The organism is Peribacillus sp. TE19612, from assembly GCF_056279465.1.
Map to the genome: position 1 here is coordinate 1 of NZ_JBWCCL010000006.1, position 22,680 is coordinate 22,680.

A 22,680-nucleotide genomic window follows, 5' to 3' on the forward strand; every position below is an offset into this window, starting at 1 on the left:
AGGTTTCAGAAGTAATTTGAGAGATTTTATGATTTTGGTTATAATTCATTTTGAGACCTCCAAATAGATGTATTGTCCTTTTTAGCTGGCCAGCTCAGGACACATTCATCTTATCAAGAGGTCTTTTTTCGTTCAAACCTCATTTTCAGTTATTACAGGAATGCTGCCTCTTTAGTTCATTAAGAAATTCACCAACGCCTTTTAATTTTAACAAAAAATAGCCCCTACTCAATACGAATAAGGGCATTAAATCGTACACTTAGGGGGTAGCACAATAATATCATAGCCCCTATTCAATAACAAAATATTCCAATTTAATAAAAAAACTCTTCTCGATTTTGAGAAGGGTATGAAGAGAAAGAGATGATTTTCCAGGGTTATTGAAAGTGTATTCATTCAATTAATTTATATTCATTCTACAAAGCAAAAAAGCCCCTACTCACAAAGAGTAAGGACTTTTAAGTCAAAGGTGGAAAAGCCTTAATATTATATTGCCTCATTTAATACATTATATACCCATGTAATTAAAAAGCCCCTCTTACTAAAGAAAAGCGCTTTTAACAATGGAGGTACCATTGGGAATAGTACAATAATTTAGTTATTTCCATTCAATTATTTATTATTCATCCTACAAAAAAAAACCCCTCTCGATTGAAGGAGAAGAAGTTCAAACCTAAAGAGCGCAGGGTAACACATAAATTAATTGTATTCCTTTAATTACTTAATATTCCTGTGAATAAAAAAAAACTTCTCGTTTAAGAGAAGAGCTTTTTTGTCTGAAGGAGTGTTGTTGGAAACCAAAATAATATTTTATCCAATTAATGATTTTATATGCATTGAAATAAAAAAGCCCCTCATTAGAGAAGGGCTTTTGGAAAAGGAGTGTCAATTGGAAGTATTAACACATTTGATACTTTATCCATTCGATTACCTTTTATTCATCCTACAAAAAAAGATAAAACCCTCTCCATAAGTGAAGGTTTTACAACTGGCGAGACTTGTCAGGGCTTCTCACATTAGTATTGTTACCGTGTAAAATCCTTTATATTCCTCGCTTTTTATTATGCAGCAAACAATTCCGTGAAGGTAGCTTTGCCTGCCTTCTTATCTGCAGTTATCTTTTTATCTTTCTGGAACTTATACAAAGCCGACTCGGTATTTTTTCCAAAAATAGAATCAAGTGATCCAGGGTTATATCCTTCATTGTACAGTGCAGCCTGTAGAATCCATGTAAGATTCCCTTTTGCACCTTTTTCGACAGTGACAATTGCAGCCTTAGTTTTAGCTCCCCACTTTCCATCCACAACTAACTTTTTATTAAATTGTTTATTAAGTTCAGTTTGTAGTGCTTTGATAAATGATGATTTGGTTTTAGGGCCATTAAATCCATCCACAATTAGGCCCGTTCCATAACGGATATTTAAAGTTTTTTGAATGGATCTGATTGTTTCATCTCCACTGTTCGAAATTCCGTCATCCTCTTTTATATCTGGTTGTACAATAACCTCTTTAGCATTTCCAAAATTGATTTTCTGACCTATTTTTAATTTAGTTGGATCGATACCAGGATTCGCTTTTATTAAATCTTCAACTTGAACCCCGCCTGTTCCATCCTTATGTGCAATGCTCCATAAAGTATCACCTTCTTGGATTGTATAAACATCAGGAGCCGGTGCTGGTTTGGCTGGAGTTTTTGAACCTTTCCAATCAAAAGCATCTCTGTAGTTATACTGACAACATGCTTTCCAACTATAACCTGGCATTTCATTATGGGCCTTATCATATTTCCCAATTCCATCTTTAACAAGTGCAGCATGAAGTTCAGCAATACTGGCAAGTGAGGCATCATCCATAGTGTCATATCAATAATCTCCAGCAACACAGATACCTAGAGAGAACTGATTGCTATTCCCCACATGATAGGTCCTGCGGTCGATATCGTTCGCATATACAATCCGAGCTCTTTTACCGTTTGGTGTGTTAAAAACATTCTTAGGCTCGATAACAAATGTATACCCTATCCCCGGCCACCCCAGCGTGTTTACATGGTAACCCGCGAAGCTTGCAGCATCAGAACCACCCAAATCTTTCTTTGTTAAGGAATGGTGCCAAACTCGGTGGGTAATTGCTTTTGTGCGTTTTGAATAAATGCCTTTGGATATTAATTTACCTCTTTTATCAACCAATTGATGAAGTTTAGTAAAATTCATTTTCCATCGTCTCCTTTTAATTTAAATTCATAATAAAAAGCCACCCGATGGGCAGCTTATTTTAATCCATTCTTTTTCAAGACTTCTTCTTGTTTTTGAGCTTTCTTAGTCACTAAATATTGATTCTTATATACTCCATATAAAGCAAACCCTGAGAGGGACAACAGCAGTAAGGAAGTTAATAAATGAGTTGATTGTATTTTCATTGAACCATTCAACCTGATAACCTAGCGATTGAAAAAATAAAAGCAGTGCCCCGAGAGCACCGCCAATCATTGCTACATATTGTTTTATGTTATCCATAAATATTCCTCCCTAAATGTTTTTAATTGCTGCATAAAAAATGGCTACGGCTCCACCAATTAACGCAACAATTAGAGCGTTAGTAATTGTTCTCCGTAACCATTTCGTATCAACTTTAATATCAGTTAAGTCTGTTTTCATTTCTCGAATGTCGTGATCATGAAGCAGAGATTTGTCTTGAAGGTTTCTGATATCCTGTTTCATTAATACCCTATCAGCCTTTAATTCATCGATATCATTTTTAACCGCCTGTTGCCATGTGTCCATAGAATTCTCCTCCAATGTCCATGACCCCCTTTAATAAATTCTCTCTCTATATATTTATCTTTGCTTCTAAAGCTGCTAGTCGTGCTTCTAGGTTGGATATCTTCTCATCTTGAGACTTGACTTGTTCTTTTAGTAAAGTGATTTCCTCTTTCTGATCACGTACAACAGGAATAAGCAAAGTCCAAAGGCGGTCATACATTAGCCCCTCTACTTCGCGAGTTCCATCTTCATTAAATTCGAATGTCGCATATTCCGGAAGTCCTGCCGCTATAACATCTTCAGCGATTAAGCCTGAAACTCGTTCTAATTGGGGAATATCAAGTTCTGCCCAATCAACAACCTCACCAGCATGCTCCCTTGTAAGTGCATCGGCATAAGCTTCCGTAGCTGATTTGTCATACCATGTTTTAGGATTAAGGTCTAATATCTTGTACGGGTCAACCTTCGAATCCTCAATTTCTAACTTATATTTAGTGGCTGACGTTGTCCGACCAATAACCCCAGACGATGTTACATACATATTAGCTGCTGGAGAATATGTACGGTTGAATACAGTTATTGATTGAACGTATGGACTTGTAGCATCGGAACCTAGGTGCATCTCTGCATTCCCTGTTGTATTCAGTAACGACAGCTTTCCTTCGAAAAAACAGCTAGACAATGGGCATACAGTAAGGTTTTGCCTCTTTCTTGCTTTGTTGAGGCTTATAAATATGGTTGTTCAAATCCCTTTGAAGTTGCTGAGTTTTTAAACGTTACTGAGAGGTTTTTACAAGAAGCCTTAGAGAGATATATTGAAAAATACGGCGATTATATTTATCATCAAAACCTTATTATTCAATTGAATCCACTCAATATTTTTGAAAAGAAGGAGAGGAAATATGGCTAAATATTATAAATACAAAAAGAAAGGCCAAAACAAAGATTTTTGGGAATATCGAATCTACTATCAGGATCCAATAACAAGAAAGACTAAAGAAAAATCTAAAAAAGGATTTGAAAGTAAGAAAGAAGCCCAACTAGCAGCTGAAGAAATGGAAGGAATGATTCGCGAAGGCTACGAAATTACACCTGAATCATTAATGACGTATTTGAATGCGTGGCTAAATGAATATAAACGTGGTACTGTAGCCAAAAATACATTTGAATTACACAAGCGTAACATTGAAAAACACATTATTCCATATTTCAAAAACATATTACTTAAAAATGTAAAGCCCATAATGTATCAAAAATTTATTAATGAACTAACTGAAAAGAAATATAGTAGAAGAACAATAGAGATCATACATGGTACAATGTACAATGCATTAGAAAAGGCCTTAATATTAGAAATTAAAATGAACCCTTGCTCTGGAGTTACGATTAAAGGTGAACATAAAAACAGTGAACTAAAGTTTATCGATTCTGAAAATATTTCTAGTTTTTTAAAAGCATCCCATGAATATGGATATATTTACTGGATATTTTATAAAGTCCTTATTGAAACCGGTCTACGTAAAGGTGAAGCAGCCGCCTTACAATGGAAAGACATTGACCTAAAAGAAAAAACAATTAATATTAATAAATCTCTTGATTTTCAAGAAGCAAGTAAGGATCAAAGTAAAACCTTTGGCGATGTTAAAACTTATCATTCAAAACGTGTAATCACAATTAGTCAGTCCCTTACAAATGATTTACTTTTTCACAAGAAGTATCAAAACCAAAACAAATTAGCATTACAAGAAGATTACTATCATGAACTTAATTTAGTATTATGCAGAAATGATGGTAACTACATGCCAAAATCAAGCCTTTTTTTATTCATTTGCTCGTATCTTAAAAAAAGCAGAGCTCCCCTCTTTGCCTATTCACTCTACTCGACATACGCATGCAGTATTACAGTTAGAGGCAGGCGCAAGCATGAAATACATTCAAGAGCGTTTAGGTCATGGCAGTATGCAAATCACAGCAGATGTATACTCACATATTAGTAAAAAAATTGAACATGACACAATGGATAAATTCGAGGAGCATATGAAAAATGTCCTTGAATAATTTTTTTGATCGGGCATTTATCGGGCAGTTGATAACTTCATTAGATTTTTTGAATGAATGCCCGAAATAGAAAAGCCCCTGACACCAAAGGTGCCAAGGGTTTGAGATATTAATACATTGACATATATTGTTCGCGTTCCCATGGGTGAACTTGTGTACGGAACATATCCCACTCGATTTCTTTTGCTTCGACGAAGTGTTCAAGTAAATGTTCACCTAATGCTTCTTTAATGACTTCATCAGATTTTAATGTTTCCAATGCAGCATATAAAGTAGCTGGTAGATCAACGATACCTACTTCTTCACGTTCTTCTTTATTCATTACATAGATGTTGCGATCAACTGGAGCTGGAGGAGTCAAGTCGTTCTTGATACCGTCAAGACCAGCTTTTAGCAGAACGGCAAGTGCCAAGTATGGGTTTGCTGCTGGATCGACACTACGTACCTCTACGCGAGTACTTACTCCGCGTGAAGCTGGGATACGGATTAGCGGGCTACGGTTTTTAGCAGACCATGCAACATAACAAGGAGCTTCGTAACCAGGAACTAGACGTTTGTATGAGTTAACAGTTGGGTTTGTTACCGCAGTGAAGCTTGGAGCATGCTTAATGATACCTGCGATGAATTGCTCAGCTGTTTTGCTTAATTCCAATTTACCTTCTTTATCATAAAATGCGTTTTCGTTGCCTTTGAATAGAGAAACGTTACAATGCATTCCAGATCCGTTAACACCGAACAATGGTTTTGGCATGAATGTTGCGTGTAAACCATGTTTGCGGGCAATCGTTTTAACAACCAATTTAAATGTTTGGATGTTATCACAAGCTGAAATCGCATCTGCATATTTAAAGTCAATTTCATGTTGTCCTGGAGCTACTTCATGGTGGGATGCTTCGATTTCAAATCCCATTTCTTCAAGCTCAAGAACGATATCACGACGGCAGTTTTCTCCTAGGTCAGTAGGTGCAAGGTCAAAGTATCCGCCTTTATCGTTCAATTCCAGCGTCGGCTCGCCTGCTGCATCCAGTTTGAATAGGAAGAATTCAGGTTCAGGTCCAAGATTGAAATCTGTGAAGCCCATTTCTCTTGCTTCTGCAAGGACACGTTTTAGGTTTGCACGTGGATCTCCATCAAAAGGAGTTCCATCCGTATTGTAAATATCACAGATCAAACGTGCCACTTTACCTTTTTCGGAAGTCCAAGGGAAGATAACCCATGTATTTAGATCAGGATATAGGTACATATCAGACTCTTCGATACGAACGAAGCCTTCAATGGAAGATCCGTCAAACATCATTTTATTATCAAGTGCTTTTTCTAATTGACTGACTGGGATTTCAACGTTTTTAATTGTCCCTAAAATGTCAGTGAATTGTAAACGAATGTACTTAACATTTTCTTCTTTCGCTAAACGAGTGATGTCTTCACGTGTGAACTTTGCCAATTTCTATTCCCCCTAATAATTCATAAATCATATTTTTTATTGGAAAAAACGGGACATGTCCCCTTGTCTAAGAGATGTTCGATGCTTGCTTCCTTGTAAAAGCTCGGCACGCAGAAGCTTGCGAAGCTCCTCGTCACTAAGGTCATGCCTTATTTTTTCCGCTTGTTCTAATTCTTGAGTTTTAGGTAAATTCTGTTCCTTTACAGTGAAAATCTTTTTAATGCCGGCCAGATTGACTCCTTGTTCGATTAAATCTTTAATCTCAAGCAGTCGATCGATGTCATTTAATGAAAAGACCCGACGATTTCCATCTGTTCTCATAGGAGTAATAAGTTGATGCTCTTCGTAATACCGAATTTGGCGTGCAGACAACTCAGTTAACTGCATGACGATTCCGATGGAAAAAAGAGGCATCGAACGCCGAATGTTGTTGCCGCTCATTCTTAGCATCCTCCTTTTGTTTATCTTAAAATAATCTTATATCATGTTATTAAACTTGTCAATATGATGTTACATTTTATGACGTGATTTTATCAGAAAAATTAAATGATTTTTTACTACACAAATATTATGACTATTATTCTTACTGGAATCCAATTGTATCTGGATTCCCATAACATAACTTATTTAATTTCAATTACAATTGAATCAGCTTTTTGTCCATTAGTGCATTCACAGCAGTCAATACAGCCATTTTAACATGGGCGTATGTCAATCCGCCTTGAACATAAGCAACATATGGAGCCCTTGTCGGACCATCTGCCGTCAGTTCAATGCTAGCCCCCTGTATAAAGGTGCCTGCAGCCATGATTACATCGTCCTCATATCCCGGCATATAGGCAGGATATGGTGTCACATGTGAATTGATTGGTGATGCATATTGGATGGCCTGACAGAAGGCAACCATCTTATCCCGTTCATCAAATTGAACGGATTGAATCAAGTCAGTTCGCTTCGCATCCCATTTTGGGGATGTATTCATACCGAGCTTTTCTAAAAAGGCCGCTGTGAACATCGCTCCTTTAACAGCTTGGCCCACGACATGCGGTGCCAGGAAGAATCCTTGGTACATTTCCTGCAGACTATAAAGCGAAGCACCTGCTTCAGCCCCTATTCCTGGTGATGTTAACCGGTAAGAGCAAGCTTCAACCAGGTCCTTTTTACCAACAATGTATCCACCGGTTTTCACTATCCCGCCGCCAGGATTTTTAATGAGTGAACCAGCCATTAAATCCGCTCCGACATGACATGGTTCTTGTGTCTCAACAAACTCTCCATAACAATTATCCACGAACACGACGATTTCCGGGTTAATCTCTTTAACAAAGGCAATCATTTCCTTTATTTCATCAATCGTAAAGGAAGGACGTGTAGCATACCCTTTTGATCGTTGTATACCGATCATCTTCGTATTCGGTTGAATGGCATGTTTGACGGCTTCGAAATCAACGGTTCCAGTTTCCGCCAACGGAACGGCCTTATAGCTGATCTGAAAATCACGTAAAGATCCAATACCCGTCCCCCGGATACCGACGATTTCTTCCAAAGTATCATACGGCTTTCCAGTTATGTATAACAATTCATCCCCTGGGCGCAATATGCCGAAAAGAGCGGTGGAGATGGCGTGTGTGCCTGATATAATTTGGGGGCGCACCAATCCAGCTTCCGCTCCGAAAACATCTGCGTATATCAATTCCAGCGTATCTCGGCCCATATCATCGTATCCATACCCAGTAGTCGGGATGAAGTGGGAATCACTCACTTTATGTGCTTGATAACTTTGTAATACGCGAAATTGATTTTCTTCGATTCGTTCGTCCACTTGCTTATGTAATGGAGAAATCATTGCTTCCACTTCCTGGGCAATGTTTTTCAACACTTCTCCATTTGTTAACTGCTGATACATCAAAATTCCCCTTTATAATGAATATTTCTCCAGCTGCCCGGTTATTGGATGATCAGCTAGACAAAAACCTTTGCATTCATATCTTTCCGATTCTTCATTAAAGGAGAGAGTGCGCAATATGGTTTCATTTTTCAGCTGTGATAATAGTTTACCCTCACTCGATGGCAGGAAAACATGATACGGGATCATTTCTTCAATCACGTACTTTTCAATTTCTTCCATGATTTCATTCAGATCCGATTGTTCATAGGCACTGATCATTAATGAAGCACGACTGGCTGATCTCACAAAATCAGCGTGAACCTTATCTTTCTTATTATACAACGTTAGCTGTGGAATGGAAGGGACATCTAAGTCATTTAGCAAATCCTGCACCGTTTTCTGATGATTAAAGTAATCGGTACTTGAGGAATCGACCACATGTAACAGCAGATCCGCTTCTTTCACCTCTTCCAAGGTAGAGCGGAATGCGGCAATTAAAGATGTCGGCAAATCTTGTATGAATCCAACCGTATCCGTCAGCAGCACGGTAAATCCGCTAGGAAGAATCGCCTTTCGTGTCATGGGATCCAGCGTAGCGAATAATTGGTTCTCTTCATATGAATCCGCCTCCGTCAAACGGTTGAACAGCGTTGATTTACCTGCATTCGTGTATCCCACAAGTGCTATTTGAAAGGTCTTATTACGTTTCCTTCTATCACGATAGCGTTCACGATGCTTCACTATTCCACTTAATTGCTGTTTTATTTCATCTATTTTTCCACGGATGTGGCGGCGGTCGCTTTCCAGCTTCGTCTCCCCTGGTCCCCTTGTGCCGATTCCGCCTCCTAGCCTGGACATTGCCGTCCCCTGTCCAACCAAACGCGGCAATAAATATTGGAGCTGAGCAAGTTCAACCTGCAGCTTCCCTTCCCTGGATCGAGCCCGCTGAGCAAATATATCCAATATTAGCTGTGTCCGGTCTATGACCCTTGCCTCCAATTGTTTCGAAAGGTTCCGAATCTGGCTCGGGGATAATTCATCATTAAAGATAAATAAATCCGGCTCCAGTTCCTCTTCCAGATTCCGGAGTTCTTCCACTTTTCCTTTTCCTATATATGTAGCCGGATCGACGCTTTCCCTTTTCTGGGAGATGGTCATTAAAACCTCAGCATTCGCAGTCTTCGCCAAAGAAGCCAGTTCATCGAGTGAATATTCAAAATGTTCACTGGTCTCAGTTGTTTGACACCCAATCAAGACAGCCGTTTCCTTTATTGCTTCTTCCAAATCACATGCACCACCTTCTGGTAGATTTCAGTTAATCATAACAAAAAAATTGAATATATAAAAATTTCCTCCAAACGAAGCTTTTAACCGTTTTAAAAATTGCGATACCATGCTAAAATCAAATTTGGCTTTACCATCAAAATCGAAAAGACATAGAGGGACATTCATATGACATGGGAAGTATTAAGCTTCATAGGTACGATTGCATTCGCTATAAGCGGAACCATCATCGCCATGGAAGAAGAGTATGATATTTTAGGAGTTTATATTTTAGGAATCATAACCGCCTTTGGCGGCGGGGCAATCCGCAATCTGTTGATCGGCGTCCCCGTTTCAGCTTTATGGGATCAAAGTTTCTATTTTGTCATCGCTTTAGTATCCATCACCATCGTTTTTGTTTTTCCTACAAACCTATCAAAGCACTGGGACAGATGGGGAAATCTCAGTGATGCCATTGGCCTCTCAGCCTTTGCCATCCAAGGGGCGATGTATGCCGTGGAACTTAATCATCCAATAAGCGCCATTATAGTATCAGCTGCATTAACCGGATGCGGCGGCGGGATACTCCGTGACGTGCTGGCCGGAAGAAAGCCATTGGTCTTCAGAAAAGAAATCTACGCAGTATGGGCCATCATTGCAGGCTTGGCTTTAGGCAGTGGTGTTTTATCCCAATCATGGCAGCTTTATTCGCTCTTTGCCGTCATCACGATATTGCGAGTCCTTTCTTACACCAATAATTGGCATCTTCCTAATAAAAAATGGGTGCCTAAAACATAAATTTGAAAAGCCCGCCATCTTGGTGGGCTTTTCCATGTCATTCTTTCTCTTCATCCTCGAAAATCAAATCTTGGCTGGTAAGCGTCAATAAATCGGATTTTTCAAATGAATCTTCCAGTAAAAGCCGCATCGCCTGCGCCCTAATTGACTTTTCTATTATATTGCGGATATAACGACCGTTAGAGAATGAAATAGGTCCCCGGAATGAACGTAATATGATTAAATGTTCCCTTAATTTCCTTTCGGCATCCCGATTCATAAGATACTCCTTTTCCTGCAGCATCCGATCGGCTATTTCCATTAACTGTTCAATCGTATAATCCGGAAAATCAATAACGAGCGGGAACCTGGAATGAAGGCCAGGATTAAGACTTAGGAAATATTCCATTTCCCTCGAATATCCAGCAAGGATCAAAATGAATTCATGCTGCCGATCCTCCATATGCTTGACAAGGGTATCTATGGCTTCTTTACCAAAATCCTTTTCGCCGCCTCTTCCCAAGGAATAGGCTTCATCAATAAATAAGATTCCGCCAATGGCCTTCTTAATTAAATCCCTGGTTTTTTGGGCAGTATGACCAATGTATTCCCCGACTAAATCTGCCCTCTCCGCTTCAATTAAATGCCCTTTCGAAAGTACATTCATTTTTTGAAACAACTTCCCAATTAAACGTGCAACCGTTGTTTTCCCTGTTCCCGGATTTCCTTTAAACATCATATGCAGCGCTTGCCGGCCAGTCTTCAGCCCCTTTGCCTCACGTTGTTTATTGATGTAAATCCAGGCATATATCTCTTTTATCATCCGTTTCATTTCTTCCATTCCAACCAGCGATTTCAGTTCATCCTCAATCTCTTTCAATGCCACATGCTGGTGGGGGATTTCCTGCACCAAAATTTCTTTTATCGGCAGATCCTTTTGTAGCGCTTTTCTGTTTTCCGCATTAAACACAATATTAATTTGCCCGTTATTTTTCATACGGATCGGTTGTTCCATTTCATTCACCTCTCCATCTTGGACCCTGACTCTAACACCACAATTTTTTATGATGGCATGGCAAATGCTGCATAGCCAAAATTATTCCATCGGAAAATTCGTTTATTCCTTTCGTGATTAAGCCCCATTCCCTTCTTGAAAAGCGACTTATTCTGACAGGATTTTTTCATTGGAGGATTTATTACGACAAATCCCATTCCCGTTCACCAATATATTAGGGGTAATGTCATTTCCTGCGGTTTCCCGGAAAATAATCCGTCCCTTGATATATATTCAAATAAGGTACGTAAAATTATCGATTCTTTGAAAAAGGACAGAGAAGGGCATGCAAAAAAAAACAGGTCGCTATAAGCTAAACCTGTTTTTTACATTCATATATATGATTATTCCTTCACTTCGTAATCGATCTGAACATTACGTTGTGGAGCAAATGTAGAAATCGCATGTTTATAGACTAATTGCTGCTTGCCCTCCGATTCAAATAAAACGGTAAAATTATCGAACCCTTTCACTTGTCCTCTAATCTGGAACCCGTTTAATAAAAATACCGTCACATACGTACCATCTTTACGTAATTGATTAAGAAACTGATCTTGAATATTTACTGATTGTTTCATGTATTAGTCCTCCTCTTTTCTCTCTAAATTTATGTATTCGCCTTCACCGAAAAGCTTTCCTGCTATTAATCCAGATATTTCATGTATTTTTTTTGGAAAACCCTCGAGATCGGTCATATCAAACCAAATTACATCCATTTTATTCCGGAACCAGGTCAATTGCCTTTTTGCGTATCGACGGGAGTTTTGCTTTAATGTCTCAACGGCTTCATCCAATGAAGCCCTTCCATCAAAATAATCATAAATTTCTTTATAGCCTATAGCCTGGATCGATTGGCAATCCCTCAAACCTTTTTCATGAAATGACTCCACCTCTTGAATCAGCCCTTGTTCTACCATGACATCAACACGTTGATCGATGCGTTGATATAACTTTTCACGTTCCATTGTCAATCCAATGATGCACGTATCATATTTCAATTCTGTAGGCTGTTCATTTAGCTGCTCACTCATCGTTTTACCAGTACAATGAAAAATCTCAAGTGCCCTGATCACCCTTCTTACATTATTGGGGTGAATCCGATTCGCGCTTTCAGGGTCAACGCTGCGTAATTGTTCAAAAACAGGATCGATTCCTGACTCCCTTACCTGTTTTTCAAGTCCCTCCCTATAAACAGGGTTGGATGGAGCCTCCGAAAATTGATAATCATAGATGACTGATTGTATGTATAATCCTGTTCCGCCGACGATAATGGGAAGTTTACCTCTGCTTTGGATATCCTCGATACAAGCATTGGCTCGCTCCTGGAACTCTGCTGCACTAAATGGTTCATCAGGTTCTTTAATATCAAGTAAATAATGGGGGATTCCTTCTGTTTCTTCCCTCTTGATTTTTGCAGTACCAATATCCATCCCCTTATAAACCTGCATGGAGTCTCCGCTAATAATTTCACCATTAAATAACTTTGCCATCTCAATGCTCATCTTTGTCTTCCCAACAGCAGTCGGTCCAATGATAACGAGAAGTTTTCCTTTTTGTTGTTTCACAATCTCACTGCCTTATATGATTTTTTCCCTATCTTATCATAATCTCGTTGAGAGCAGCTAAACATCTACCCATTATGTCCAATTGAGGTACTTTTATTCAATTTTTCACTTGTAATAATCGTCACCTTTATATAAAAAAGGTATGATTCCTTTGAGGGATCATACCTTCTTATCAAATGTGTTTCCTTTGGATCAATTTAGCCCATTTTTCCATTTACGGGAATGATCATCGTAACGGTTGTTTCTTTTTCAGAGGATTGTACATAAATCTCTCCATCATATCTGTTCACTAAGTCTTTGACGATGAACAATCCTTGTCCGCGAACTTTGCCCTTTTGTGCCTTTTTGGTTGAAAAACCGCTGGCGAATATATTCTCCAGATCTAATTCCGAAATCATTGGTCCTGTGTTCGTGACCATAAACGTATACTTTTCATCATCAGCTTTGCAGGCAATATTCATTCGGCGTTCTTGCTCTGGCAATTCAATTGTTGCCTCAATAGCATTGTCGATAACATTTGATAATAATTTTATCAAATCGATTGTTTTGATCCGATTGAAGGATTTGGGTGAAACATCAATTTCAATATCGATATTATAATTCTGGGCCGAGAGCCTTTTGGTCTCCAACAGGACAGATAAGCCCGGATGAATCACATCCAATTTCATCGATTCAATTGAATGCACTTCTTTTGAAAGCCCTGTTAAGTATTCGAGTGCTTTTGCGTTCTCCTCTAATTTAAGCAGTCCATGTATCACCTGAATATGATTGGAAAAATCATGCCTTAATGAGCGGACTGAAGCAAATAGAGATTGAAATTCCGATTGATACGTATCTTCCGTATCCCCCACTTCACGTGTCAGTTCCTTTTGATACCATTTTTGAATGACAAAAAAGGTAACCAACAGCATGATGACAAATCCACCATTATAAACAAGAATGGCAATGCTGCTTTTCAATACCTTGCCGTTAATGGCATTAATATCTTCCGCGCTCACATCAATGCCCAAAAAACCAATAATGTCGCCTTCTTGATTTTTCATTGGCACTCCCACAGTCAAATACTCACCATACTCCGGATCTTCTAGAATCCCGGTAATGAAGCTTTTGCCTTCATACCCCTGTTTGACCTGCTCCGGCGGAACAGTACATGCACCACCGATAGGAAAATCCCCTTTATGATCTTTAGAAAATCCAGTAATCATACACTTGGATACTGTGGGATTATCAATCATGATGGTATAAACATATAGTGCTCCTATTTTTTCACGGGCATCCTCTAAGTAAGCTTTTATATCCTTATAATCCTGGCTCTTTACTTGGTTATTGAGAAATCGCTGATAGGCCTCCATATCCATCGAGTCGGCTATAGATCTAGCAGCTACCAAGTTTTGATTAGCAACGGATTTTTGCACAGAATTTTTAATGCTTAAATATGTTGAAAACATATTTAGAAGAATGAAAACTATCAATAAAAGTATGGTCAAATAAAGAAGTGCCCTTAACTTTTTATTTTTCATAGGATTAAACTTACCTCATCTCTAGCAGCTAAAAGTTAACGAACCTATTCTGAGTTTACTATATTAAGGGATAAAGAAATAGGGAAAAATCTAATATTCTCTATAACCCCAGGCATATAATACTATAATAAATCAAGTAATTAACAGATCACCCACTATTTTTTTGATCATATGACCTTTTATGTTTTAATCTAAACCACGTCTATTATTAATAATTTCCAATAAATTATTTTATTTCCACAAAATAATTTTTTTAGTATAATTGTGTATGTGAAAATGTTAAAAATAAATGATGCGGGGTTCGATATTCTTGCTTAAAATAAATAATTTTACCCTTTATATGAAAATATTAAAAGATTGTAAAAGATTCACCTGTAAAATCACACCATAATTCATATGGTTTGTGCAATAGCAGATTACTCCTCTTTCAATAGTGCATATTAACTAATTTATCATCAATGAAAATGCCGTTTCAATGAGAAGACCTCCTGAAAAAGAAAATGGAATCGAGGACTGATTCCCTGATTCCATTTACATATGATAGCTTCTATTTAATCGAATTGATGACTGCCCGCCCATACATCTTTTTAGTTACTTGATAGTACAGCAGTTGAAAAAGAAAATACGTTGCGATGACCATGGCCGAGTAGACAAACAAATTCGATCCCAATAAATTTCTTAATGCCACGTAGGCGACTATGGCATGAATCACCCCTATCAGAAAAGGAGCGAAAAAGAGGATGCGTATTTCGGCACTTAAAATTTGCCGTATTTCTTTTTTTGTCAACCCCAATCGATGAAGGGCATGGATTTGGATTTTTTTATCTTCTAAATTCGTAAAAACTCGCAGATACATCATGCTCCCTTGGACGATAAAGAATAATAGACTGACAAACAAGCCTATAAAAAGAATCAATATGCTACCCTGTTTCATTTCTTGATAAATCGGAGCTCTTGTTTGCAGTTGATTATGATTAGGATTATTAGACATTTGTTCGATTTCACTAGATGTTTCCATTGATTCTTCCCAACCTTTAACTTCATACCCCCGTACTCTTGCCATCTCTTTTAATGGCACATCAGCAGTGATTTCATGATACAGCTGATCATCAACCACCATCAAGGTCGTTGCCGCTTTTATGGGTGCGACTATCGATTGATTGCGCTGACCAATCATTGTTACCTGAATGGTTCGATTGCCAAAGTGCAGCTCCTTTTGTTCTCCCTTATGGACGAATTGATAGTCCAGTCCTCCATAAGGAAAAATGTATAATGCTTCTTTTCCAGATAACTTTGCTGGTTCAATTTTTCGTAATGCAGCCGTATTGTTATAATCACTTTCCGAGATTAATAATGACCTATTTTCACTGGATTCTCCCGTTCTCATATGGGGTAGCATGTGGGTGATGGGCACACCAGTCATATTTACTTCGTAAAGGATCTTGAATCCATCTTCCTTTAATATTTTCTCCACTGCGGATGGTTCAATAACTGAATAAACGGAGGCATCATTTTCAATCCAGCCAATTGATTGCGGAATGTTATCCATCCCTTGCTTTTTTAAATCTGCACTGAACATGAAAAGTGTTCCTGCAGCTGTCAAAATCACGGCTGTAATGATCGAGGTCAAAAAGAATAACCTGGAATAGTCCTTAATATTAAAGATCAGGTTTGTTTGAGTAATTAAATTTGTTCCGCCATATAAGCTTTTCTTCTTCCGGTAAAGCCTGCTGCATAGAGCGACAATGCTTTGGCTGAATAAAAAATAGGTGCCGATCAGTACGAAAAATACTATGGGCATTACTCGAATATAAGAATTGTTCAACGACATCGTGCCTGCCAAATAATAAGAAATGCTTAAGCAAACTGCTGATAATGCAATTAACCACTTTGAAACGAAGGGAGTCTTTTTGGGTTTTTGTTTATCTTTTAGTAAATCGACTACCTCCGCATTTCCTATTTGGAACAATGATAGGAGCGATAATAGCTGAAATAGTAAAACGAAACCAACAATTGTATAAACAAAGGCCTCAGGAACAAAGACAAATGATATTGGTTGCTCTACAGCCAATAACCAAGAAACTGCCATTAAGAATAACTTTGAGAACAAAAACCCTAAGCCTACTCCAATCATGATAGATATGAGGGAAACCATCGTTTGCTCCAGGTAAATCAGTTTTCTAAGTTGGGATTTGGACATTCCAAGCAGTGTCAGCAGCCCAAACTCTTTTTTTCGCGGCTGTATAAATGCTGCATTGGAATAAGCGATAAAAAAAACTGAAAATATGATGATCACTATTTCAGCTGCAATAAGTCCCCTGCTAATTAGCTTTCCCCCTGGAATATTCGCATGGACCACATCTGGATGAAAGATAAACGATGCGTAAATAAAAAAGATTGAGACGGAAAGGACGATACTGAAAAAATAAGCTAGATAACGTTGAGCATTTCCTTGAATATTTCTCTTAGCGAGAAGTCGGATGTTCATGATAGACTCCTCCCAAAACGCTTAACGTATCTAAAATCCTTTGATGGAAGCTCTTCCTTTCCCCTCCGCTGTGAACCTCCGAAAAGAACCTGCCATCCTTTATGAATAGGATACGGTCACAGAAACTGGCGGCAGTCGGGTCATGAGTGACCATGAGAATGGTTGCTCCTTTTTTTTCCTGAAGTGTCGTGAGGGTATCCATTACCTGCTTGGCAGATTTGGAATCCAAATTACCAGTAGGTTCATCCGCTAAAATAATGGAAGGTTCATGAATCATCGCTCTTGCACAAGCCGTTCGTTGCTGCTGACCTCCGGAAATTTCAAAAGTCCGCTTTTCTAAAATCCCTTCTATACCAAGGAGGTTCGCCAACTGATTTACCCTATATTCCATTTCCTGCAGTTTATAATGATCTAACGCTAAAGGAAGGAGGATATTTTCACGAACGGTAAGTGTATCAAGAAGGTTGAAGTCCTGAAAAACAAATCCAATTTCCCTCCTGCGAAATAATGCCAGGTCCTGATTGTTTAATTCATTGGGATTTTGATCATTTAGAACGACTTTACCTGTGGTGGGCTTATCAATCGTGGCCATTAAGTTAAGCAAAGTGGTTTTCCCGCTGCCAGATGGACCCATCACGCCGACAAATTCCCCTTTCTGTACATTCATGGTGAAATTATGTAACGCCTTATGAAATAAATTCCCCTGCTTTTGAAAATAAGTTTTGGATAATTGTTCTGCTTTTAAAATTGACATCCTTCTACCTCCCTTTCTTACCGTAAGTATAATGAATAAAGCGGGAGGCTCCCATCGAAGTTTATTACATATTCGTTTAACACCCTTACAATTCTGTCACCTTTCATGTAAGGTATTTGTCTTAAAGAGAAACTCCACAGTAGTCCCTTCGGATACAGTCGATTGGATGGTAACGACATGCCCAAGTCTGTTAACGATTTCCTTTACTAGATATAGTCCCATTCCGGTTGATTCTTGTTTGACTCGCCCGTTCTCACCAGTAAAAAATGGATCAAACACCCGTTTTACATCTTGTGGGACTATTCCAATTCCCTGATCTGTTATCCTAAGGAAAATCTCCGACTCTTTTTCAATGATATTGAACGTTATGCTGTCATGCTCTTCCTGCCGTGAATACTTCAGTGCATTAAAGACAACCTGACTAATGGCGAAGTGGAGCCACTTACGATCCGAATGCACATATACATTCTCAAGCTCCGTTTCAAGCCTGGGATATATGAACCGTTTGATGAACTGTTTTTTTTCCTCGTTAATTACTTGCTTGACCAGATTAATTAAGTCAACCCGCTCCGATTTTACATCCTCTGAAAAACGCTGCAGCCTTGCTCCATGCAATATTATTTCCAGCCCTCTGCGAAATCGATCATTCTCTTCTTCTATCTCTTTAAGATAATCCTTCATCGGCTCATTCGAAAATGTCCTTTTGCCTTCTTGAATCAGTAAGGAAATGACTGAAACAGGTGTCTTCATTTGATGAACCCATTGATGAATCAACAGCTCATATTGTTCCTTCTGTTTGATTTGTTCTTGTAACTGCCCAATAGTTACCTTGTTCATTTGTTGAAAAAGTTCCATCCACAACTTTTGTTCATTTGTTAAAGGTTCCCTAAAGGCTTCGACATATTCAAAAGACAAGCTCGGTTCTTGCTTCATCCTTGCTAATTGATTAAGGAAACGGTATTGCCTTATGTAATCGGCCGCTAAAAATATAAGCATCATAAACAACGCGAGAATAATTAAATAGATGATATTTGAAATCGATATGTGATTCCCCGCTTCCAGAACGGCTAATGCATAAGCAATGATAAGCAGGCTTACCAGTAGAACGGTATAAAATATAAAATAAAGACGGTCTTTTATAAAGGATTTCAGTTTCACATTTCTTCACCTTGCACTATTTTTAGTCGATATCCTTTTCCCCTGCTAGTTGTTATGGCATGCTTGACGCCAATATCCTCAAGTTTTCTCCGTACCCTTGTGACATTGACGGTCAATGTATTGTCATCAACAAATGAATCATCATTCCATAATGCCTCAAGTAATTCTTCACAAGAGACAATGGTGTCATACTGTCGTAGTAAACAACTCAATAATTTCAACTCATTTTGAGTTAAATTTATCTGATTGTCTTGATATTCGATCGTCGCTTTTTCCGTATAAAGCGTTAATCCCTCCATTTCCTTTACTTGTTGGTGGAATGAAGATATATCCGCATATTCACCATACACCCTACGTAGGACACTCTTTATTTTCGCTAACACCACTTCCAAATGAAACGGTTTTGTTAAATAGTCATCTCCCCCGTATTCAATGGCCATGACTTGGTTCATTTCATCTGTCCTTGCAGAGATGAATATGACAGGAACCTTCGAAACCGTCCTTATTAGCCGACACCAATGGAACCCATCATAATAGGGCAGATTAATATCCAATAAAACCAAATCTGGCTTTATATCTTGGAACTCCGCAAAAACTTGGTCCAGTTGCTTCACTTCAAAAACCTCATACCCGTACCTTTTTAAATAATTGACCAAGATTCCTGCTATTTTGAGATCGTCTTCAACCAATAATATTTTATACATTTTTATCTCCTCATTAACATGACAATAAAAACCCTTGAATGGCATGAGCCAATCAAGGGGATTACAATAAAATTAGATTTCCTCCGGGACTTTCAATCCCTCAATGAAGGATTTAAAACTCGATGCAACTTTATAAATGTTTTCATCCTGGCTTGATGGATCCGAATACCAACCCTGATCCCAGAAGTAAACTCCCTTTTCTTCTTCATTATTTATCAGCAAAATTTTACCTGCACATGTATCATTACCTATTATAATACAATTCTTATGTAAGTCTTCTCTGTTTTCTTCATGCCATTTCTGTAAATCCAGTTCTTTATCTAGAAGCTCTAATCCATAAAGTGCATGTAAGCATACAAGTGTGTCTAATCCATCCACATAAAACTTACAGTTTTGAACCGTAGTTGTGCCGCCATTATACTTAAGGAGAAATTGTTTATAATCTTCAGGAATTTCAAAACCCACAAATTCCTGAAAATTATTCACTGCTTCTTCTCTCGCTTTCCCATATCCAGTAATACTCACCATTGTATCGACTCCATTTCATTTTATTGTAGTAAAATCAATTGAACTAATTGCTGTTTATAAATACCTTTTCATAATGGAGATCCTTTAAATATAAATTATTCATTATTACTTTAGAAAATAATACTTTTTTTAAATATATTAACATAATTTTACTATCCTTTTCAGTATTTTCTGATATATTTTTTGACAATTTCGTTGCTTTTCACTAAGAAAATAGCTTTTTTTAATCGAAGTTTTGTCGAAAAATCGATAAATCGTATACTTTCGCAGATAAATCAGAAGTTTTCGATGATATATCTCCATTTTCGAAGATATATTCCCGATTTCGCAGATAAAAATATTATTCTATAAATAGGCGCCCACTTCATCTTCAAGATTGGGCGCCTTTTCTCTATTTATCAAACAATTTTATAGTCTTCATACGTAATTAATAACCTGCTCATAGAAACTGTCTCAGCACGAAGCTTATTCTTGTCACGACAATAAGCAATGATGGAACTATTAGGAACTTTAGCTGTACAATTCCATTTACTATATTTTTCATTATACCTAGAGGATATTTCGATAATCTCACCACGTACCTTTAACATCCTTCGTTCTACCAAGGGCATCAACTCCAATTCCGATAATAGTATATACCCTAAATCAGATAAAATATTCTCGAGGCCCATTCCGTCAAAGATTATGGACATTATAGCAAAACAAACATACAAGCAAAATAAAAAGGTTTCTGCTATAGGTCTATTATTATAGGAATGACAAGGTAGAATGTCTCTAATACCCCTCTTTATTTAAGGTATTATAACCAGAATAACCTTAATATTCTTTTGGAATATTAAGATAAATCAAAAAAACCACCAAATAACTCTTAATTATTACGATAAAATTATATTCGTATCACAAAAGAAATATTTGAAATTAAGAGATTAGAGTCGTATGATTAGTAGTATCGGCGGAAAAAACATAAATCAAAATAATTAAGTTTAAAGGGGAATTAGATATGGTAGATGTAATCTCAAAACCTGAACATGAAACACTTAATATTTCTGCAAACCAAGAGCAATTGGATATCCTAGATCAGCTTTTAAAGCCTGAGGTTCAGGAATCATTGAACACTTTAGTCGAGCAGTTACCAAAACTGACTGAGTTAGTGAATATTTTAACAAAGTCTTATGATTTCGCTCAATCGGTTGCAACTGATGATGTGTTGAAAAATGATACGGTCAGCGCCATTTCGGAGATCGCGACACCTGTGGTCCATTCAGTGAAAGGGCTTGCGGCAAATGCCATCGAAGCTAAGGATCGTGCAGAAGCGAATAATGATGTGATCGGTCTTTTTGGTTTGTTAAAAATGATGAAAGATCCGCAAGCACAAAAGCTTTTCCGTTTCGCCCAAGCTTTTCTTGAAGTCTCTTCAGAACGTAAAAACCAAAAATAATTTGATAAACTTTCAATCAGTAAGGACGGGGGATTAACTATGTCAAAACAAATCGTCATCTTAGGTGCAGGTTACGCAGGATTACTATCTGCCTTATCCGTACGTGAATATTACAATAAAGATGAAGTGCAGGTTACAGTGGTGAACCAATTTCCAACGCACCAAATCATCACCGAATTGCACCGTCTTGCAGGCGGATCCATTTCTGAACAAGCCGTTTCCATTCCGTTGGAAAAGCTTTTCAAAGGAAAAGATATCGACCTTGTCATTTCCAAAGTGGAGTCATTCTCGGTTGATAATAAAGAAGTGAAACTTGCCAATGGTTCCACATTATCTTATGATGCCCTGGTTGTTGCTTTGGGAAGCCAAACAGGATTCTTCGGCATTCCGGGACTTGAGGAAAACAGCATGGTCTTGAAATCCGTAAATGATGCTAACAAGATTTACAAACATATCGAAGATCGCATCCGCGAATATTCTCAAACGAATAATGAAGCGGACGCAACCATCGTGATTGGCGGCGGCGGATTGACGGGCGTTGAGTTAATCGGTGAAATCGTGGATCATTTCCCTAAAATCGCCAAAAAGTTCGGAGTGGACTTCAAGGACTTGAAAATCAAGCTTGTGGAAGCTGGTCCAAAAATCCTTCCGGTCCTGCCTGATCACTTAATCGAACGTGCCATGACAAGCTTGGAAGCACGCGGCGTTGAATTCTTGACAGGTCTGCCTGTAACGGGTGTTAAAGGAAATCAAATCGAATTGAAAGACGGACAAACGATAACGGCCAATACGCTTGTTTGGACAGGCGGAGTTGCGGCTCTTCCTATCGTAGGCGAATCAGGCCTTGAAGTGGATCGCGGCAAAGCAACCGTCAATGAGTATTTGCAATCCAAATCCCATAATGACGTATTCGTTGTCGGCGACAGTGCCGTTGCGTTCCCTCCAGAAGGCGGCCGTCCATACGCTCCTACTGCACAAAATGCTTGGCAAATGGGTGAGCTTGTTGGATACAACCTATATGCAGCCTTTGAAGGCAAGAAACTTGAAGAATTCTCACCTGTAAACTCAGGTACACTTGCGAGCCTAGGCCGTAAGGATGCGGTGGCAACCGTTGGGGCCAATAACACGTCCCTTAAAGGCCTGCCGGCTACATTGATGAAAGAAGCAAGTAATGTTCGCTACCTATCACACATCAAAGCCCTATTCAGCCTGGCTTATTAATTCTAAGATAAAGCACAATAAAAGAGGACCATTCATCTTTTGATGAATGGTCCTCTTTTGA

At 38.3% G+C, this 22,680-nt stretch carries 22 protein-coding genes and 1 pseudogene; 4 read left to right on the forward strand and 19 right to left on the reverse strand.

The features are described 5' to 3' along the window. Positions 1–1,061 precede the first annotated feature (1,061 nt). The 6 genes from ACZ9AO_RS11945 to ACZ9AO_RS11970 all read right to left on the reverse strand — a co-directional run bounded on the left by ACZ9AO_RS11945 (position 1,062) and on the right by ACZ9AO_RS11970 (position 3,441). Positions 1,062–1,763: a peptidoglycan-binding protein gene (locus ACZ9AO_RS11945; RefSeq protein WP_476109136.1), complete on the reverse strand. Its 702-nt coding sequence runs from the start codon at positions 1,761–1,763 to the stop codon at positions 1,062–1,064. A 99-nt stretch (positions 1,764–1,862) separates the two neighbouring features. Next, on the reverse strand, positions 1,863–2,210 hold the full coding sequence (locus ACZ9AO_RS11950; RefSeq protein ID WP_476109137.1) for a peptidoglycan recognition protein family protein: 348 nt from the start codon (positions 2,208–2,210) through the stop codon (positions 1,863–1,865). 56 nt (positions 2,211–2,266) lie between these two features. After that, a complete protein-coding gene (locus ACZ9AO_RS11955; protein ID WP_476109230.1) occupies positions 2,267–2,374 on the reverse strand; it encodes a phage holin in 108 nt (35 codons plus the stop codon). Further along, on the reverse strand, positions 2,337–2,513 hold the full coding sequence (locus ACZ9AO_RS11960) for a hypothetical protein (protein ID WP_476109237.1): 177 nt from the start codon (positions 2,511–2,513) through the stop codon (positions 2,337–2,339). Before ACZ9AO_RS11960 ends, ACZ9AO_RS11955 begins: the two co-directional genes overlap by 38 nt. 12 nt (positions 2,514–2,525) lie before the next feature. Continuing rightward, positions 2,526–2,780, reverse strand: coding sequence for a hemolysin XhlA family protein (locus ACZ9AO_RS11965; protein ID WP_476109138.1), 255 nt, complete (start codon positions 2,778–2,780; stop codon positions 2,526–2,528). A 46-nt stretch (positions 2,781–2,826) separates the two neighbouring features. Beyond that, positions 2,827–3,441, reverse strand: coding sequence for a hypothetical protein (locus ACZ9AO_RS11970; protein WP_476109139.1), 615 nt, complete (start codon positions 3,439–3,441; stop codon positions 2,827–2,829). Positions 3,442–3,661: 220 nt separating this feature from the next. On the opposite strand from ACZ9AO_RS11970, the pseudogene ACZ9AO_RS11975 reads away from it, so the two are divergent. Then, a pseudogene (locus tag ACZ9AO_RS11975) lies at positions 3,662–4,817 on the forward strand (site-specific integrase). Between the two features lie 109 nt (positions 4,818–4,926). Here the strand turns inward: ACZ9AO_RS11975 and glnA are convergent. The 4 genes from glnA to hflX form a co-directional block, all read right to left on the reverse strand. Then, positions 4,927–6,261, reverse strand: a complete 1,335-nt coding sequence (glnA, locus tag ACZ9AO_RS11980; RefSeq protein ID WP_034313424.1) for a type I glutamate--ammonia ligase — start codon at positions 6,259–6,261, stop codon at positions 4,927–4,929. Between the two features lie 36 nt (positions 6,262–6,297). Continuing rightward, positions 6,298–6,702: a MerR family transcriptional regulator gene (locus ACZ9AO_RS11985; RefSeq protein ID WP_048680941.1), complete on the reverse strand. Its 405-nt coding sequence runs from the start codon at positions 6,700–6,702 to the stop codon at positions 6,298–6,300. 196 nt (positions 6,703–6,898) lie between these two features. Then, a complete protein-coding gene (locus tag ACZ9AO_RS11990) occupies positions 6,899–8,167 on the reverse strand; it encodes a methionine gamma-lyase family protein (RefSeq protein WP_048680936.1) in 1,269 nt (422 codons plus the stop codon). Between the two features lie 12 nt (positions 8,168–8,179). After that, positions 8,180–9,433, reverse strand: coding sequence for a GTPase HflX (hflX, locus tag ACZ9AO_RS11995; protein WP_048680932.1), 1,254 nt, complete (start codon positions 9,431–9,433; stop codon positions 8,180–8,182). A 168-nt stretch (positions 9,434–9,601) separates the two neighbouring features. Here hflX and ACZ9AO_RS12000 point away from each other — a divergent pair, with 168 nt between their 5' ends. After that, the gene (locus ACZ9AO_RS12000) at positions 9,602–10,210 is read left to right on the forward strand and encodes a trimeric intracellular cation channel family protein (protein ID WP_057276371.1); all 609 of its coding nucleotides are present in this window, start codon (positions 9,602–9,604) and stop codon (positions 10,208–10,210) included. 37 nt (positions 10,211–10,247) lie between these two features. Here ACZ9AO_RS12000 and spoVK read toward each other — a convergent pair whose 3' ends face one another. The 9 genes from spoVK to ACZ9AO_RS12045 form a co-directional block, all read right to left on the reverse strand. Then, a complete protein-coding gene (spoVK, locus tag ACZ9AO_RS12005; protein WP_034313433.1) occupies positions 10,248–11,204 on the reverse strand; it encodes a stage V sporulation protein K in 957 nt (318 codons plus the stop codon). Positions 11,205–11,587: 383 nt separating this feature from the next. Continuing rightward, positions 11,588–11,821, reverse strand: a complete 234-nt coding sequence (gene hfq, locus ACZ9AO_RS12010; RefSeq protein WP_034313436.1) for an RNA chaperone Hfq — start codon at positions 11,819–11,821, stop codon at positions 11,588–11,590. Positions 11,822–11,824: 3 nt separating this feature from the next. Next, a complete protein-coding gene (gene miaA / locus ACZ9AO_RS12015; RefSeq protein ID WP_476109231.1) occupies positions 11,825–12,745 on the reverse strand; it encodes a tRNA (adenosine(37)-N6)-dimethylallyltransferase MiaA in 921 nt (306 codons plus the stop codon). 260 nt (positions 12,746–13,005) lie between these two features. After that, on the reverse strand, positions 13,006–14,328 hold the full coding sequence (locus tag ACZ9AO_RS12020) for a sensor histidine kinase (RefSeq protein WP_251542520.1): 1,323 nt from the start codon (positions 14,326–14,328) through the stop codon (positions 13,006–13,008). Between the two features lie 547 nt (positions 14,329–14,875). Beyond that, positions 14,876–16,816 carry an FtsX-like permease family protein gene (locus ACZ9AO_RS12025; protein ID WP_476109140.1) on the reverse strand — a complete coding sequence of 647 codons (1,941 nt, stop codon included), beginning with the start codon at positions 16,814–16,816 and terminating at the stop codon, positions 14,876–14,878. Beyond that, on the reverse strand, positions 16,794–17,570 hold the full coding sequence (locus tag ACZ9AO_RS12030) for an ABC transporter ATP-binding protein (RefSeq protein WP_251542517.1): 777 nt from the start codon (positions 17,568–17,570) through the stop codon (positions 16,794–16,796). The genes ACZ9AO_RS12025 and ACZ9AO_RS12030 overlap by 23 nt, the downstream gene beginning before the upstream one ends. A gap of 96 nt (positions 17,571–17,666) precedes the next feature. Further along, positions 17,667–18,728: a sensor histidine kinase gene (locus tag ACZ9AO_RS12035; RefSeq protein WP_251542515.1), complete on the reverse strand. Its 1,062-nt coding sequence runs from the start codon at positions 18,726–18,728 to the stop codon at positions 17,667–17,669. Beyond that, a complete protein-coding gene (locus ACZ9AO_RS12040; protein WP_476109141.1) occupies positions 18,725–19,432 on the reverse strand; it encodes a response regulator transcription factor in 708 nt (235 codons plus the stop codon). Before ACZ9AO_RS12040 ends, ACZ9AO_RS12035 begins: the two co-directional genes overlap by 4 nt. A gap of 72 nt (positions 19,433–19,504) precedes the next feature. After that, on the reverse strand, positions 19,505–19,957 hold the full coding sequence (locus ACZ9AO_RS12045) for an SMI1/KNR4 family protein (RefSeq protein WP_476109142.1): 453 nt from the start codon (positions 19,955–19,957) through the stop codon (positions 19,505–19,507). A 1,003-nt stretch (positions 19,958–20,960) separates the two neighbouring features. Here ACZ9AO_RS12045 and ACZ9AO_RS12050 point away from each other — a divergent pair. Next, positions 20,961–21,398, forward strand: coding sequence for a helical membrane plugin domain-containing protein (locus ACZ9AO_RS12050; RefSeq protein ID WP_048883030.1), 438 nt, complete (start codon positions 20,961–20,963; stop codon positions 21,396–21,398). Positions 21,399–21,437: 39 nt separating this feature from the next. Then, on the forward strand, positions 21,438–22,619 hold the full coding sequence (locus ACZ9AO_RS12055; protein ID WP_063594794.1) for an NAD(P)/FAD-dependent oxidoreductase: 1,182 nt from the start codon (positions 21,438–21,440) through the stop codon (positions 22,617–22,619). Positions 22,620–22,680 lie beyond the last annotated feature (61 nt).